The organism is Aureimonas frigidaquae (assembly GCF_001463905.1).
GTDB classification, from domain to species: domain Bacteria; phylum Pseudomonadota; class Alphaproteobacteria; order Rhizobiales; family Rhizobiaceae; genus Aureimonas; species Aureimonas frigidaquae.
Window position 1 is genome coordinate 97,651 of the sequence record NZ_BBWR01000011.1, and the last position, 14,968, is coordinate 112,618.

Annotated in this window: 17 protein-coding genes; 4 read left to right on the top strand and 13 right to left on the bottom strand. The window is 67.4% G+C overall.

Annotated features, from left to right (window positions below; translation table 11 throughout):
* Positions 1 to 13 precede the first annotated feature (13 nt).
* Entirely contained in the window at positions 14 to 1,534 is a 1,521-nt protein-coding gene (locus AUL30_RS12040) for an MFS transporter (protein ID WP_062228133.1), read from the bottom strand.
* A gap of 74 nt (positions 1,535 to 1,608) precedes the next feature.
* On the opposite strand from AUL30_RS12040, the gene AUL30_RS12045 reads away from it, so the two are divergent.
* The gene (locus tag AUL30_RS12045) at positions 1,609 to 2,238 is read left to right on the top strand and encodes a TetR/AcrR family transcriptional regulator (RefSeq protein ID WP_062228134.1); all 630 of its coding nucleotides are present in this window, start codon (positions 1,609 to 1,611) and stop codon (positions 2,236 to 2,238) included.
* On the opposite strand, the gene AUL30_RS12050 is transcribed toward AUL30_RS12045, so the two are convergent.
* Positions 2,213 to 2,593: a winged helix-turn-helix transcriptional regulator gene (locus tag AUL30_RS12050; protein WP_062228135.1), complete on the bottom strand. Its 381-nt coding sequence runs from the start codon at positions 2,591 to 2,593 to the stop codon at positions 2,213 to 2,215. The genes AUL30_RS12045 and AUL30_RS12050 overlap by 26 nt on opposite strands.
* A gap of 96 nt (positions 2,594 to 2,689) precedes the next feature.
* Between AUL30_RS12050 and AUL30_RS12055 the strand changes: the two genes are divergently transcribed.
* Positions 2,690 to 3,751: an SDR family oxidoreductase gene (locus tag AUL30_RS12055; protein ID WP_062228136.1), complete on the top strand. Its 1,062-nt coding sequence runs from the start codon at positions 2,690 to 2,692 to the stop codon at positions 3,749 to 3,751.
* Between the two features lie 4 nt (positions 3,752 to 3,755).
* On the opposite strand, the gene AUL30_RS12060 is transcribed toward AUL30_RS12055, so the two are convergent.
* Positions 3,756 to 4,199 carry a winged helix-turn-helix transcriptional regulator gene (locus AUL30_RS12060; protein WP_062228137.1) on the bottom strand — a complete coding sequence of 148 codons (444 nt, stop codon included), beginning with the start codon at positions 4,197 to 4,199 and terminating at the stop codon, positions 3,756 to 3,758.
* A 107-nt stretch (positions 4,200 to 4,306) separates the two neighbouring features.
* Between AUL30_RS12060 and AUL30_RS12065 the strand changes: the two genes are divergently transcribed.
* A complete protein-coding gene (locus AUL30_RS12065; RefSeq protein WP_062228138.1) occupies positions 4,307 to 5,071 on the top strand; it encodes an SDR family oxidoreductase in 765 nt (254 codons plus the stop codon).
* A gap of 10 nt (positions 5,072 to 5,081) precedes the next feature.
* Here AUL30_RS12065 and AUL30_RS12070 read toward each other — a convergent pair whose 3' ends face one another.
* The 10 genes from AUL30_RS12070 to AUL30_RS12115 form a co-directional block, all read right to left on the bottom strand.
* The gene (locus AUL30_RS12070) at positions 5,082 to 5,996 is read right to left on the bottom strand and encodes a homocysteine S-methyltransferase family protein (protein ID WP_062228139.1); all 915 of its coding nucleotides are present in this window, start codon (positions 5,994 to 5,996) and stop codon (positions 5,082 to 5,084) included.
* Positions 5,993 to 6,664: a GntR family transcriptional regulator gene (locus tag AUL30_RS12075; RefSeq protein WP_062228140.1), complete on the bottom strand. Its 672-nt coding sequence runs from the start codon at positions 6,662 to 6,664 to the stop codon at positions 5,993 to 5,995. The genes AUL30_RS12070 and AUL30_RS12075 overlap by 4 nt, the downstream gene beginning before the upstream one ends.
* Positions 6,665 to 6,670: 6 nt before the next feature.
* Positions 6,671 to 7,456 (bottom strand): ABC transporter ATP-binding protein, encoded by a 786-nt coding sequence (locus tag AUL30_RS12080; protein WP_062228141.1) that lies wholly within the window; start codon positions 7,454 to 7,456, stop codon positions 6,671 to 6,673.
* On the bottom strand, positions 7,453 to 8,142 hold the full coding sequence (locus tag AUL30_RS12085) for an ABC transporter permease (RefSeq protein ID WP_062228142.1): 690 nt from the start codon (positions 8,140 to 8,142) through the stop codon (positions 7,453 to 7,455). The genes AUL30_RS12080 and AUL30_RS12085 overlap by 4 nt, the downstream gene beginning before the upstream one ends.
* 3 nt (positions 8,143 to 8,145) lie before the next feature.
* The gene (locus tag AUL30_RS12090; RefSeq protein ID WP_062228143.1) at positions 8,146 to 8,862 is read right to left on the bottom strand and encodes an ABC transporter permease; all 717 of its coding nucleotides are present in this window, start codon (positions 8,860 to 8,862) and stop codon (positions 8,146 to 8,148) included.
* Between the two features lie 7 nt (positions 8,863 to 8,869).
* Complete coding sequence (locus tag AUL30_RS12095) at positions 8,870 to 9,718, bottom strand: transporter substrate-binding domain-containing protein (RefSeq protein WP_062228221.1); 849 nt, start codon at positions 9,716 to 9,718, stop codon at positions 8,870 to 8,872.
* 18 nt (positions 9,719 to 9,736) lie between these two features.
* Entirely contained in the window at positions 9,737 to 10,924 is a 1,188-nt protein-coding gene (locus AUL30_RS12100; protein ID WP_062228144.1) for a M20 metallopeptidase family protein, read from the bottom strand.
* A 201-nt stretch (positions 10,925 to 11,125) separates the two neighbouring features.
* Positions 11,126 to 11,419 (bottom strand): hypothetical protein, encoded by a 294-nt coding sequence (locus tag AUL30_RS12105; RefSeq protein ID WP_157070108.1) that lies wholly within the window; start codon positions 11,417 to 11,419, stop codon positions 11,126 to 11,128.
* The gene (locus tag AUL30_RS12110; protein ID WP_062228146.1) at positions 11,416 to 12,072 is read right to left on the bottom strand and encodes a hypothetical protein; all 657 of its coding nucleotides are present in this window, start codon (positions 12,070 to 12,072) and stop codon (positions 11,416 to 11,418) included. The genes AUL30_RS12105 and AUL30_RS12110 overlap by 4 nt, the downstream gene beginning before the upstream one ends.
* A gap of 95 nt (positions 12,073 to 12,167) precedes the next feature.
* A complete protein-coding gene (locus AUL30_RS12115; RefSeq protein WP_062228147.1) occupies positions 12,168 to 12,671 on the bottom strand; it encodes a hypothetical protein in 504 nt (167 codons plus the stop codon).
* 341 nt (positions 12,672 to 13,012) lie between these two features.
* Between AUL30_RS12115 and AUL30_RS12120 the strand changes: the two genes are divergently transcribed.
* A complete protein-coding gene (locus tag AUL30_RS12120; RefSeq protein WP_244490810.1) occupies positions 13,013 to 13,960 on the top strand; it encodes a metal ABC transporter solute-binding protein, Zn/Mn family in 948 nt (315 codons plus the stop codon).
* Positions 13,961 to 14,968 lie beyond the last annotated feature (1,008 nt).

Below are 14,968 nucleotides of genomic sequence, written 5' to 3' on the forward strand. Positions count from 1 at the left end.
GCGGCACTATGCGCTACCCATGCCCCGAAATGGTGTGCGGCAGGGCCGGGTCGGCCCGCCGGGACAGCCGCCAGAGCAGGATGGCGGCGGCCAGCGTGACGGCGACCGTCGCGCCGATCACCGCCAGAACCGCCGCGTCGAAGGCGCCGCGCGCGGCAAGTTGCAGGGCGTGTGCCGGCTCGGCGGGCAGCGTGCGTGCGATGGCCAGGGCCTCGTCCAGGCTGTCGAAGGCCGTTCCGGGTGCGACGACATTGCCGGGCAGAACGAGGGCGGCCCCGTAGACGGCAGTCAGCACGCTGCCGAGGACCGCAATGCCGATGGCGCCGCCCAGTTCGAACGAAACTTCCTCGATCGACGCCGCCATGCCGGCGCGGTCGGCCGGCGCGCTGGACATGATCGTCGTCGAAGCGGCCGTCATGACTGCACCCAGCGCCGCGCCGAGCAGGATGAAGCCCGGCAGCTGGACCATGAGCGACATGTCGAAGGTGGCCGCCGCATAGGCAAGACTGAGGCCCGCGCCCAGCATTCCGCACCACAGAAGACGCAAGGCGCCGAGGCGCGGCATCAGCGCGCCTGCCACCGGGCCGGCCACGAAGGCCGCGGCCGGGATCGGAAGGATGAAAAGCCCCGCCTGGAGCGGCGACAGGCCAAGGACGAGTTGCAGGCGCTGCGACAGGACGAGCTCGAAGCCGATCAGCGCCAGCATGGAGACCAGCGCTGCGACCACCCCGGCGCTGAAGCGCGGATTGGCAAAGAGGCGAAAGTCGATCAGCTTGTGCGTCCGGCGATCCTGCCGCCGCTTGAACAGGACGAATGCCGCGATGGCCAGCGCCAGAGCCGCCAGCGTCACGCCGAGCGACCCGTCGCGGCGGGCGACCTCCTTCACCGCATAGGCAGCGGCCACCAGCCCGACAAGGATCTGCGCCGACCCGGCAAGATCCCAGGGCCGCGTGGAGTGGCTTTGCGCCCGCGGGATCAGGAGAAACCCGGCCAGGAGCGCCACCAGCACGACCGGCACGTTGATCAGGAAGACCGATCCCCACCAGAAATGTTCCAGAAGCAGCCCGCCCAGCACCGGGCCGAGGGCGGCCCCGCCCGAGGCGACGGCAGCCCAGATGCCGATGGCGAAGGCGCGCTCCCCATCATCCTCGAAGGTCAGCCGGATGATCGACAAGGTCGCGGGCATCATGGCCGCCGCGCCGACCGCCAGAAGCACGCGTCCGCCGATCAGGACCGCAGGTCCCGGCGCGAAGGCAGCGATCAGGGATGCAACGCCGAAGATGACGAGCCCGAAGAGGAAGAGCCGGCGGTGGCCGAGCCTGTCGCCCAAGGTGCCGAGGCCGGGCAGAAGCCCCGCCATGACCAGGGGATAGGCGTTGACGATCCACAGCTTCTGCGCCGCCGTCGCGGCCAGATCGGCCGTCAGGCTCGGCAGGGCGGTGTAGAGCACCGTGACGTCGATGGTGATGAGCAAAAGCGCGCTCGACAATATGGCGAGCGTCAGCCAGCGGTTCTGGGTGGGGACCCGGGTCATCTCGGACAGCTTTCCAAACACGAAACAAGGCGCTGCGCTTGCCAGCGCGGCGCCCTTTATTTAAATACATACGTATGGAAAATAAAAAGTCCACCCCCGCTCCGAAGCGTCGTTCCCCCGGCCGCCCCCGTTCCATCGACCGCAGCGCCCTTCTGGATGCGGCGGAAGACATTGTCGCGCGGGACGGCGCGGCCGCCCTGACCATCGATGCCCTCGCCAGGGCGGTGGGCGTGACGAAGGGCGGCGTGCAATATGCCTTCGGCACCAAGGAGGCGCTGATCCGCGCCATGATCGACCGGTGGGAGGAGGGCTACGCCGCAAGCGTTCGGGCCCTCGTGGGCGACGATCCCTCCCCCGTCGCGGCGATCCGCGCCCATGTGGAGATTACGCGCGACACGCCGGCCGCCGACCATGCCCGCTCGGCCGCCATCCTGTCCTCGCTCCTGCGCTCGCCCGAGGCGATGGAAACCACCCGTCGATGGTATCGCGAACGGCTCTCGGGCCTCGACATGGCCGATCCCGCGCACCGCACCGCCCGCCTTGCCTTCCTGGCGACGGAGGGGGCGTACCTCCTTCGCTTTTTCGGCCTGATCGACATGGACGATGCAAGCTGGAACGTGATCTTCAAGGATATCGGCGCGCTCCGGCCGGATATGGCCGGCGGTGACGGCACGGCGCCTATCGGCGGCGCGAAGAAGGCCTGACCGTCAGGAGATCCAGCGCATCGGCATTGGCGCGCCCCCAGCCATAGAGCAGGTCGATGGGCTCCAGGAAGCGCGTGCCGAGGGCGGTCAGGCGGTACTCGACGGCCGGCGGCGTCGTCGCCTCGACATGGCGCGAGATCAGGCCGCTGCCCTCCATCTCGCGCAGCGTCTGCGTCAGCATCTTCTTGGAAATGCCGGGCAGGCTGCGCAGCAGCGCACCGGTCCGGGCCGCGCCGCCGTGGCGGCTGGCGAGCGTATGCAGGATCATGCTTGTCCACTTGGTGGCGAAGAGTTCGAGGACGCGCCGGGGTGCGCAATCCTCGCGCCCCGCCGCATCCGGTGTGCCGGCTTTCAACTGCGGTTCCCTCCGCTTCCCTGGACCCCAAATGGTGCCGTCTGGAAAGCGCAGATGGGATCGCCTAGCTAGCTGCGCAACGCAAAGGAGCATGACATGTCGAAAACAGCCTTGGTGGTCGGCGCCAGCGGCATCGTGGGCAGCGCCACCGCCAGCCTTCTGGTCGAGCGCGGATGGACGGTGCACGGCCTTGCCCGCCGGCCCGTCGAACAGGCGGGCGTGGCCCCGCTCGTGGCGGACCTGCAGGACGCATCGGCCACGCGGGAGGCGCTGCGCGCGCTGCGTCCGGACGCCGTCTTCATCACGACCTGGCTGCGCCAGGACAGCGAGGCGGAGAACATCCGCGTCAATTCAGCCATGGTCCGCAACCTCCTCGACGCGCTCAGCGCCGGCGGGACGACGCGGCATGTCGCGCTGGTGACCGGGCTGAAACACTATCTCGGCCCGTTCGAGGCCTATGGGAAGGGCGTCCTGCCGCAGACGCCTTTCCGCGAGGAACAGGGGCGGCTCGACGTTGCGAATTTCTATTATGCGCAGGAGGACGAGGTCTTCACCGCGGCCGGGCGCGACGGCTTTTCCTGGAGCGTCCACCGGCCGCATACGGTGATCGGCAAGGCCGTCGGCAATGCCATGAACATGGGCACCACGCTCGCCGCCTACGCGACCCTGTGCCGGGAGGCCGGCCGCCCCTTCCGCTTCCCGGGCTCATCGGCGCAGTGGACCGGCCTCAGCGATATGACGGATGCACGCCAGCTTGCGCGCCATCTCGTCTGGGCCGCGACCACGCCGGCCGCCGCGAACGAGGATTTCAACGTCGTCAATGGCGATGTCTTCCGCTGGAACTGGATGTGGTCCCGCATTGCGGACTGGTTCGGCATTGAGCCCGCGCCCTTCGACGGAGACATCCTGCCGCTGGAGCGGCAGATGCAGGATGATGCCGCCCTGTGGCGGCAGATCGCCGAGCGCGAGAAGCTGGCCGAGCCCGACCTGTGGCGCCTTGCCTCCCCATGGCACACGGACGCCGATCTCGGCCGCCCCTTCGAGGTGATGACCGATATGAGCAAGAGCCGGCGCCTCGGCTTCCTGGACTACCAGCCGACCGACGACGCCTTCTTCGACCTTTTCGCACGGCTGCGCGCGGACCGGTTGATTCCCTGACCCTCTAGCGCTGCCGCGCGGCGGAGCTGGCCGCGTCGAAGCTGCGGCGTGCGGCGTCGACGCGCTCCAGATTGTCCTCGGCCCAGATCCAGACGCCACAGAAGGCGGCGCCGAGGCTCTGGCCGAGATCGGTCAGCCGGTAATCGACGCGCGGCGGCACGATTGCATGCACCGTCCGCGTGACCATGCCGTCGCGCTCCATCTGCCGCAGCGTCTGCGTCAGCATCTTCTGGCTGATCCCTTTGACATGCCGCGACAGCTGCGTGAACCGCAGCTCGCCATGCTCGACCAGCACCTCGATGACGATCATCGTCCATTTGTCGGCGACCCGGCCGATCAGCTCATTGACCAAGGCCTCGACCCGCGGATCGCTGTCGGCCGGGGGCTCCGTCTGCGCAACGCGCCGCGCCTTGCGGATCGTGTCCGCATCGAATGGAAGCTCGGCCATGCCCACACTCTCCTTTCGGTAAGTTGGAATATTTCGGGTGCCTTCTTACAAAGTCACCCCCGGCAGCCGAGGTGTAGCGCTGTACCATTGCAACGGGAACCATTGTCATGAAACAGAGCGGAAACACGATCCTCGTCACCGGCGGCGGCTCGGGCATCGGCGCGGCCCTGGCGCGGCGCTTCCACGATGCCGGCAACACGGTCATCGTCGCCGGCCGCCGGCGCGACGCGCTGGAGGCGGTCTGCGCCGGCCACCCGAACATGCATGCCATGGAGCTGGATGTGGAGAGCGCGCCAGCCATCGACGATTTTGCGCGCCGGGTGCTGGCAGCCCATCCCGGGCTGAACGTCCTCGTCAACAATGCCGGCATCATGCGCTTCGAGGCGATCGGCCAGAAGCGCGATCTGGCGGATGCAGAGGCGACGATCACCACCAACCTCCTCGGCCCGATCCGCCTGACCGACGCGCTGATCGACCATCTCGCCCGGCAGCGGGACGCGGCGATCGTCAATGTCACGTCGGGCCTGGCCTTCGTGCCCCTCCTGACGACGCCCACCTACAACGCCACCAAGGCGGCGATGCATTCCTATACCGTCTCGCTGCGGGAGGTCTTGAAAGGGCGCGTGGAGGTCATCGAGCTTGCCCCGCCGGCCGTCCAGACGGGCCTGACGCCCGGCCAGGAAAGCCGGCCCGGCTATCTGCCGCTCGCCGACTTCGTCGACGAGGTCATGGCTCTTTTCGCGCAGGAGCCGACGCCGCCGGAAATCCTGGTGGAGCGTGTCCGCTTCCTGCGCGATGCCGAAGCGCAAGGCCGCTTCGACGCCACGCTCGCCCAGCTGAACGACATGGCGGCCAGGGCGCGCCAGGACTGACGGCATAGCTTCAGGCGCTGTCCGGCCGGTCGCAGCGCAGGCCCAGCCGGCCGGACAGGTGGTGGATATGCTCGCGGCCGATGCCGCAGCATCCGCCGACGATGCGTGCCCCCTTGCCGACCCATCCGTCCGCCCATTGCGCATAATGCGGCGGGTCGAGATCGGCGCGGATGGTCGACACGACCTCGTTTGCGGCACCCTCCTCGTCCTGGGAGTCGCTGAAGGCATTGGCATAGACGCCGAGCGTCAGCTCGGGTTGCGCGGCATGTGCGGCCTTCAGCGCCGGCCCCATCACCTCCGGCCGCGAACAGTTGAAGAGCATTGCGGCAGCGCCCAGCTGCACGGCGAGCGCCGCCGCCTCGGTGACGGCCTCGCCCGATCGCAGTTGCGGCACGGGCAGATCGTCCTCATCGTCGCGCAGGGTAAAGGACAACCAGAGCGGCTTGCCCGTGTGGCGCGTGGCGTCTGCGGCGGCCTCGGCCTCCTCCAGGCTGCTCTGGGTCTCTGCAAGCCACAGGTCGACATGCGGCGCAAGGCCCCGGACCAGCACCGACAAATAGTGCCGTGCAAGCTCCGGCTCGAAGAGTTCCGGCTGGTAGGAGCCGAAGACCGGCGGCAGCGAGCCGGCCACCCGGACGCCCTGACCTGCATCCGCGGCCCCGCGCGCGAGCTGCCCGGCCAGGTCGGCCAGCCGCTCCGCGTCCCGATCGAACCGCTCCTGCCCGATATGGAAGGGGACGAGGGCGTAGGAATTGGTGGTGATGACGTTCGCCCCTGCCGCGACATAGGCGGCGTGGACCTCCGCCACCGTCTCGGGCGCTTCCATCAGGGCCAAAGCCGACCATTCCGGCTGCCGGAACGGGGCGCCGACACGTTCGAGCTCGCGGCCCATGCCGCCATCGAGGATGGTGATGCTGGAGGTCATGCTGATCCTGTCCTGTTCAGGCGGTGGAAGCCCGCCAGGTCTTCCGTGATGGAATAGTCGATATGGTCCCGCACGGCTTGTTCCGCATCGGCCGGGCTGCCCCGCACGAGCGCCTCGAACAGGGGGCGGTGCTCGGCCACCAGTGGATTGCGGCACGGCCAGTGGCTCTCCGACCAGCGATAGAGCCACTCCATCTTGTCGGCCAGAAGCGCATGGCGGCGGATCAGGTGCTGATGGCGGATCTGCTGCACGAAGCTGGCATGGAAGGACAGATCGGCAAAGACCCGCGCATCGGTGCCGCTGCCCTCGGCCGCGGCGAGCGCCGCAAAGGCCCTTTCGACCCGCTCCGTGCCGAACTCGCCGCGCCGCGCTGCCAGGATGCGGCCTGCAAGCCCCTCATAGGCCGCCCGCAGCGTATAGATTTCCCAGATCGCCTGCGCCGTCAGTTCGGCCACCCGCCAGCTCGAATAAGGCGAACGGCTGACGAGTTCCTGCCCTTCCAGCGTAAAGAGGGCCGAGCGCACCGTGCTGCGGCTGGTCCCGATCCGTTCGGCCAGGGACAGTTCCGTCAGCGTGGATCCCGGCGCGAACTCGCCGCGCACGATCCCCTGGCGCAGCCATTCCACGGCCTGGTCCTGGATACTCTTGCGCTCGATGGGCTCGCGCATGCCGGCTTAACCCCTCCGGTCGAAGTAGCGCGCCAGGAAGGCCCGCGTGCGGTCCGAGCGGGGCGCGCCGAACACGTCGTCCGGGCGGCCGTCTTCCTCGATCCGACCCTCGTGCAGCAGCACCACGCGGGAGGATACATCCCGGGCAAAGCCCATTTCATGGGTGACGATCAGCATGGTGCGGCCTTCTTCGGCCAGGCTGCGAATGACCTTCAGCACCTCGCCGACCAGTTCGGGATCGAGGGCCGATGTCGGCTCGTCGAACAGGAGCGCGCGCGGGCGCTGCGCCAGCGCGCGGGCAATGGCCACGCGTTGCTGCTGGCCGCCCGACAGATGCGCCGGCCAGGCGTCCCGCTTCTCGGCAAGTCCCACCTTGTCGAGCAGCGCCAGCGCCTCGTCCACCGCCTCGGCGCGTGTGCGCCGCTGGACGAAGAGCGGCGCTTCGATGACGTTCTGCAGGACGGTGCGGTGCGGCCAGAGATGGAAGTTCTGGAACACGAAGCCGAGATGGCTGCGCATGCGGCGGGCGGTCGCCTCCTGCGAGCGGGTCAGGCGGCCGCCGGAGGGCATCAGGCTGTCGGACCCGACGCTCACCGTGCCCGCATCGGGCACTTCCAGCATGGGAATGCAGCGCAGGAGCGTGCTCTTGCCCGAGCCCGATGCGCCGATCATCGATATGACGTCGCCGTCCCGGGCCGCAAGGTCGATGCCGCGCAGCACCGCATTCGCCCCGAAGGCCTTGTGCAAGCCCTGGACGGACAAGGCCACCGGCCGCGTATCGGACAGGCTCATGCCGCGCTCCCTGCGAACTGCCACGGCGAGAGGCGGCGCTCGACCAGCGCCGTCAGTCGCGTGACGATGAGCGAGACGACAAGGTAGATCACCGCCGCGCACAGAAGGATTTCCACCGCCCGCCATGTTTCGGACATGGCCGCCCGGGCGATCCCCGTCATGTCCATGAGGGTGATGGTGGAGACAAGCGCGGTCGCTTTCAGCATGGAGATGATCTCGTTCGAATAGGCGGGCAGCGCCTGGCGGATGGCGATGGGCAGGGTGATCCGCCGCAGGACCATGCCCCGCGTCATCCCGCCGACGCGCCCGGCTTCGACCAGCCCGCTCGGAACGGCCTTCAGGCCACCGCGCAGGATTTCGGCCGTATAGGCGGCGTCGTTCAGGATGAGGGCGAGCAGCGCGCACCAGTATGGCTCACGCAGGAAGGGCCACAGGACGCTCTGCCGGATGAAGCCGAACCCGGCCAGGCCGTAATAGATCATGAAGATCTGGATCAGGAGGGGCGTGCCGCGAAAAACGAAGATGTAGGACGCTGCGACGGCATTGCCGATCCGCGTGGTTCGCATGAGGTTCAGGATCAGGGCTAGGATTCCGCCCCCGGCCAGGGACAGGACCCAGAAGTTCAGGGTGAGCGGCAGCCCGGTGAGGATCTGCCCGAACATGCGCAGGATAAAATCGCCGTCCATGATCTAGAGTCCCGCCGGGCGCTGGCCGCGCATCGTGTAGCGCTCCACCATACGGAAGATCTGGTCGGAGAAACTGGTGATGATCAGGTAGATCACCATGCCCGCGGCATAGAACAGGAAATGCTCCTGCGTCGTCCCCGCCGCGACGGAAACCTGGCGCATGGTCTCCACGAGGCCGGTGATGGAGACGAGTGCCGATTCCTTGATGACCGATTGCCACTGATTGCCCATGCCGGGCAGAGCCGTGACCAGCGCCTGCGGAGCGATGACGCGGCGGAACAGCGTCAGGCGGCTCATGCCGACGACGCGCCCCGCCTCGATCGTTCCCTTGGGCACGGCCTGATAGGCCCCGCGCAGCACCTCCGACTGGTTGGCCGCGGACATCAGGCCGATGGCCAGCATTCCGGCGATGAAGCCGGAAATGTCGAAGGGGCCGGGAAAGCCGAGGGCCGTGCCGACAGCGGTCACCACCTGCCGCCCGCCGAAATAGAAGAGGTAAATGACGAGGATGTCCGGCACGCCGCGCAGGACGACCGTATAGGCTTCCGCCGCCCCGCGCAGCACGCGGCCGCCCGCGATGCGGGCCCAGGCCACCAGCGTGCCCAGCGCCAGCCCGCAGGCGAAGGCCGCGGCCGACACGGCCAGGGTCATGAGCCCGGCGCGCGCCAGGGCGGAGCCCCATCCTTCCGGCCCGAAGCCGAGAAGCGTCAGATCCTCCATCCGATCCTCAAAGCTTGGGCGTGACGTTCAGCCCGAACCATTGGTTGGAGAGCTTCTCCAGGGTTCCGTCCTCCGACATGGATTTCAGCGCCGCGCTCAATCTGTCGGCCAGTTCGGTATTGCCCTTCTGCACGACGATGGCCGCACCGGACCCCATCACCCCACCCTTGAAGGCCGGTCCCGTGGTCGTGGCGGTGTCGGTATTCTTCTGCAGGAAGGCCGAGATGTTCGTGACCGACGCCATGCCGGCATCGAGCCGCCCGTTCGACAGGTCCTGGTAGACGTCCGGCCCGTTCGGATAGGTGCGGATGGTCACGCCGCGCGGGGCAAGATACTGGTTCAGGAAGTCGGACTGGATGGTGGAGACGTGCACGCCGACCGTCTTGCCCTCCAGCACCTCGGCGATGGCCGCGACGGCGGCCTCGGTCGCCTCCGGCTCGTCCAGATTGACGACGGTTCCGACACCCGGCAATTCGATTCCGCTTTCCTTCATGACGACGAAGGTCGAACCACCCGTCGTATAGGGCAGCGAAAAATCGACCACTTCGAGCCGCTTCTGCGTGATGGTGACGGAATCGATCACCGCATCGTACTTGCCGTCGACAAGGCCCTGGATCATCCCGTCCCAGGCCTGGGCGATCACCTCGTACTGGAAGCCGGCGCGCTTGGCGATTTCGGCCAGCATGTCCAGCTCGAAACCGTAGAGCGTGCCGTCGGGCCGCGTCATGTTGAAGGGCGGGAAGGCGCCTTCGGTCGCGAAGACGAGCTTGCGATCCTGCGCGAATGCCGGACGAAGGGCGAGCGTGGCGCCCAGCGCAAGGCTGCCGCGCAGGAAGGTGCTGCGGGTGATCGTCATGTCCATAGGTCCTTTATGTCAGGAGAGAAGTTCGGTGGCCATGCGCGCCAGCGCGATCGCGCTCTGCGCGATACAGGCTTCGTCGGGCTGGTAATCGGAATTGTGGACCCGGTCGTCACGGCCCGGCTGGCCGGAGCCGATCAGGATCTGGATCGAGGGCATGCGCTCGGAGAAGTAGGAGAAATCCTCCGCGCCGAAGCCGCTGCCGGCTTCGACCAGCACCGGTGCGTCGAACTGCGCGGTCAGGGCCTGTGCGGCCTTGTCGACCAGGCCATCGTCGTTCATCAGGGCCGGGGCGCCGCGGACATAGTCGATCACCGCCGTCAGCCCCATCGCCTCGGCCGCCCCCGTGCAGACGCGCCGGAACGCAGCTTCCGCACGGTCGCGCGATTGCGGCGAACGGCACCGGACCGTTCCCTCGAACATGCAGCTGTCGGGAATTATGTTCTGCGTCGCACCGCCTTCGATATGGCCGACGGTGAGGACGGCCGACAAGGCCGGGTCCATCTCACGCGAGATGACGGTCTGCAGCTGGGTGATGACATAGGCAGCGCCGACGATCGGGTCGATGGCCGCATGCGGGCGGGCCGCATGGCCCGACCGGCCCTGGAGGACGACGCGGAACTCGTCGCTCGAGGCCGTGCTGGCGCCCCGGCTCAGCCCAATGCGCCCGGCCGCGAGCTCCGGCCGGTTGTGGAAGGCGATCGCCATGTCGGCCCCATCCGCCGCGCCTTCCGCCACCATAGCGGCGGCGCCGCTTTCCTGCGTTTCCTCCGCCGGCTGGAAGACCAGCCGCACCGTGCCCGACAGGCGCGGTGCGATCTGCGCAAGGGCCTCTGCGGCGCCGAGCAGCGATGCGGTGTGCAGGTCGTGGCCGCAGGCATGCATCTTGCCCGGAACGGTCGAGGCATAGGGCAGACCGGTTTCCTCGTGGATCGGCAAGGCGTCCATGTCCGCCCGCAGGATCACACAGGGCCCCTCGCGTCCGCCCGCAATCTCGGCGACGACGCCCGTCCGCCCGACGCCGGTCCTGACATTCAGGCCGAGTGCGCGGAGCCGCTCGGCCACGATCCCGGCCGTACGGACCGTATCGAAGCCGGTTTCGGGATAGGCGTGGATATCCCGCCGGATGGCGACGAGATCCGGCTCGATCCGGCGGATCAACCCTTCGAGTTCGGGCCCGATATCGTTGGCAAGTCGGCTCATCTCAGTGCTTTCAAAAGGCGTGCGGACATCGGGTGACATGCCTGTCCGCCCACGCCGATTGTCGAGTGTCGGGGATTAACAATAGACGGCTTAGCATGGACCGGACAGGTCAAGGGTGCGATTCTCAACCGCGAATGGAAACTAAGTTTGCACAATCGCGCCCGATTTTGAAACCGCAGCGGCGTAGCATTCTGCCCGCGTCTATTTCGGGCACCCGTTGCGATAGGGGATCCAGCATCGTCCGGTCTTGTAGGCGCAGAGATGGTCGATCACCACCACGGCGGCGATCGCCAGCGTCATGCCGGCGATGGCGATGACACCCGTCCAGTCCGGAAAAGCCTTGGCGAAGGGTCCGATGATGCCGATCGCCACGACGCAGAAAGCCGCGACCTCCCCCAGGCCGAACAGGATGTAAATCCACAGGCTCGGCGTCTTTTTTCCAGCAAAGGCACGCAGGCCGCCGCTTGCGCGACCGGACCGGCGGGGCAGCGTCACGGGCATCCCTCTTCGAACCGCTCCACCTGGATGCCGTCGTGCAAGGAAATGGTGGCGGCCTTGCGCTCGCGCGCCCCGGCCGGGTTGTCGCAGCCGTCGTAATAGACCTCCGTCACGCTTTCCACGATGCGCGCCCCGCCGTCTGCCAGGAGAGCCGCCACATCGAGCGACATGGACGTCTGGCCCATATTCATGAAGCTCGTCTCCAGGAAGACCTCGTCCAGCCCATCGCCATCCGTATCGGCTGCGGCCACGAGGCGCTGATACTGGACACCGTCCGGCAGGACATGGATGCCGGCCGCGTCCGTGCCGCGCATCACCACCAGAAGCGGAGGCGGCGCGTCGGGAAAGGGGTCGATGGCGACGGCCGCTTCCGCCTGGACCAGGTAGACGCGCTCCTGCGCACCGGCTGTCGAAAAGGATCCGGCCGCATCGCCGCGCAGGACGAAATCATCCGCCAACCGCTTGGCCGCATTGCCGGGCGCGGCGGCCAGCGCCGCCTTGATCATGCGGCTGTCGGCGGCGGAATAGTATGGACTGCCCGCCAGGAAGGCCGCGTCCCGATAATCGAGCAGGGTCTCGTCGGCCCGCGCCGGCAGGATGCCGAGCGCGAGCGCGGCAGCCAGGATAAGCTTGGATGTCCTTGGGTTCATGGATGCCTCGCAAGAGAGCGCGCCTCATCGCCGAAGCATGGGACGGGGCGCCGGATGTCTTTAACGGCGCGAGGGGCACGCATGGCCCCGCCGCGTTATTCGACCGTGACACGGCCGAGATAGCCGCGCGCCCATTGGCCGTCGGCCGGTGCAACGAAGTTGCGCATGGTGATCTGCACCACGCCCAGATCGCGGCCGAGATCGAGGACGCGCACGAAAACCGTTTCCATGCGGTCGGTCGCCGGATGGCGCGGGCAGTCGATCCGCAGCCCCGATGCCGTCCCCATGGGAACCGGCGTGACATTGCTGTTCGGGCAGGACGCCGCATAGCGCTCGCGGAAAGCTGCCAGGAAATCGCCCGGCGGCACGTCTCCCATGTCCGGAGCGGTCTGGAGCGTGACCATGCGGCTGAAGGTCTGCACGGTTTCACCGGCGGGTATCAGCTCGACCAGAACGGAGCGGCCGGCCTGTTCCTGATGTCCCACCACCAGCCCGGCTTCCGCGGGAAGCGAAACGCGCTTGTCCGCCGTATCGGCCTGCGCCCATGCACCTCCACAGAACGCCAGGCCGGCAAGCGCTGCGCACACGACAGTCTTCATACGCCGAACCTCCCTTTCGCCAGATGTTCCGACGAAAATGTGTAGAAACCGGGGCACGCTCCGGTTGCACCCGACGAGACGTTCGGACGGCAGTGTCTTGCCCATCACGCAGGCTGTACCGTCACTGCGCTGAGGCCTGATACACACTACTCGCTTAAACTCGGAATTGCTTTCACGTGCCGACGCGTTTATTTTGACGCGCAGCGGCGAAGGACGGCTTGCACATCCGAACAACGTTATGTAATAACATAACACGACCAGAACAGAGCGTTCGGGTCGCGGAAGGACGTTGCACGCCGGTGCCGCGCCAGCCGCGCCATGCCCCACACGCGGATCAGGACATGTTTGCCACAATGCTGTCCCGGAACCTTCCCTGCACCGTCGCCACGATCGCGCTTCTGTCGACCGCTAGCGCCCCGGCCCATGCCGAGCCGCTGCGGGTGGTGGCGAGTTTCTCCATCATCGGCGATTTCGCGGCGAAGGTGGGCGGCGACCGCATCGCGCTGACGACGCTGGTCGGGCCCAATGGCGATGCGCATGCCTATGAGCCGCGCCCCACCGATGCCCGGGCTCTGGCGGAGGCCGATGTCGTCCTGACCAACGGCCTGGAACTGGAAGGATTCATGGACCGGCTCATCACCGCCAGCGGGAGCCGCGCGCCGATCGTACCGCTGACGCAGGGCATCGACACGCTGGAGGAGCCCGGCGGCGGGCACTACCACTTCGTCAATGGTGAGGCCATCTTCCATGTCGGGGCGCTGAACGCCCATGCCTGGCAGTCCGTGCCCAACGCCCAGCGATACATTGCCAATACAAGGGACGCTTTCTGCGCGGCCGATGCGCAAGGCTGCCCTATCTATACGGCCAATGCAGCGTCCTACCGGGACGCGCTCGATGCGCTGGACCGGGATATCCGCGCCGCGGTCTCCGCACTCCCGCCGGGCCGGCGAACCGTCGTCGTTGGGCACAGTGCCTTCGGCTATTTCGAACAGGCCTATGGCGTCACATTCCTGTCGCCGCAGGGCGTTTCCACGGCATCGGAGGCCTCCGCCGCAGATTTAGCCGGCCTCATCGAAGCGATGCGCAAGGCGGATGCCAAGGCCATCTTCGCCGAAAACATCAGCGATCCGCGCCTCGTTTCGCAAATCGCGGCCGAGGTCGGCACGCAGCTTTCCGGCACCCTCTATTCCGACGCCCTGTCGGAGCCGGACGGCCCGGCGCCCGACTATATCGCCATGATGCGACACAATCTGAACGCTCTCAGCGCGGCACTGACCGCGGCTGATTGAGCGCCGCCCCACCCCCTTCCACCAGCATTTTCAAGGATACAATCATGCTGCGATCACTGCGCTGCGCGACAGCGCTCGTCTCCCTTTTGTCCGCCGGGGCCATGGCCCATGCCAACGACCACGCCGATTCCGGCGAGGACGTAACCCATTACCGCATCTTCGTGGCCGACCATGCGGAGCCGCGCATCACGGCCATCGACCTTGCGCAACCGGATCGGCGCTGGAGTTTCGACACCAGGGGTCAAGCCAGGCTCTATGCCGTCGGCGGCGGCTCGGCCATCGCCGCCGTCCAGTCCGACGACGATATCGTACAGTTCCTGTCCAGCGGCATCACGCTGCAGAGCCATGGCGACCATGCCGATATCGAGATTGCCGACCCGGCCGCCTTGCCGGACACGCTCGAAGGCCCGCGGCCCTTCCATCTGATCGATCATGACGGGACGCTCTCCATCAACTTCGATCGTGGGGGCTATGCGCAGATCCTGGACACGCATGCGCTGACCAAGAGCCCGCTATCATCGTGGCGGCTGCCGGTCGAGCGCGCCCATCATGGCTATGTCGCCCCGATCGGCCAGGCCTGGGTCGCCAGCGTTGCCTCCGACGCGCCCACATCGGGCGACGAGGCGCCCAAGCGCATCGGCCTGCGCGCCGTCCATCGCGACGGCGCGCCGGCCGGCGCGGTGGAGACATGCACCGGCATTCATGGCGAGGCCTTCTCCGGCGCCTATCTGGCGACCGGTTGCCAGGAGGGCATCCTGACCGTCACCGCAGGTGAGGCGGGACCGGTCTTCCAGATGCTGGACTATCCGTCGGATATCCCTGCCAGGGAGACCACCGGAACGCTCCTCGGCTCGACCGGCATGCAGGTGTTTCTGGGCAATTACGGCGCCAAGGGCCTCGTCGTCATCGATCCGGTGGACGCGCCGCATCTGCGCCATGTCGAGCTGCCCTTCCGCCGCGTCGATTTCACGCTCGATCCGGCCAATGCGCGCTTCGCCTATGTTTTGA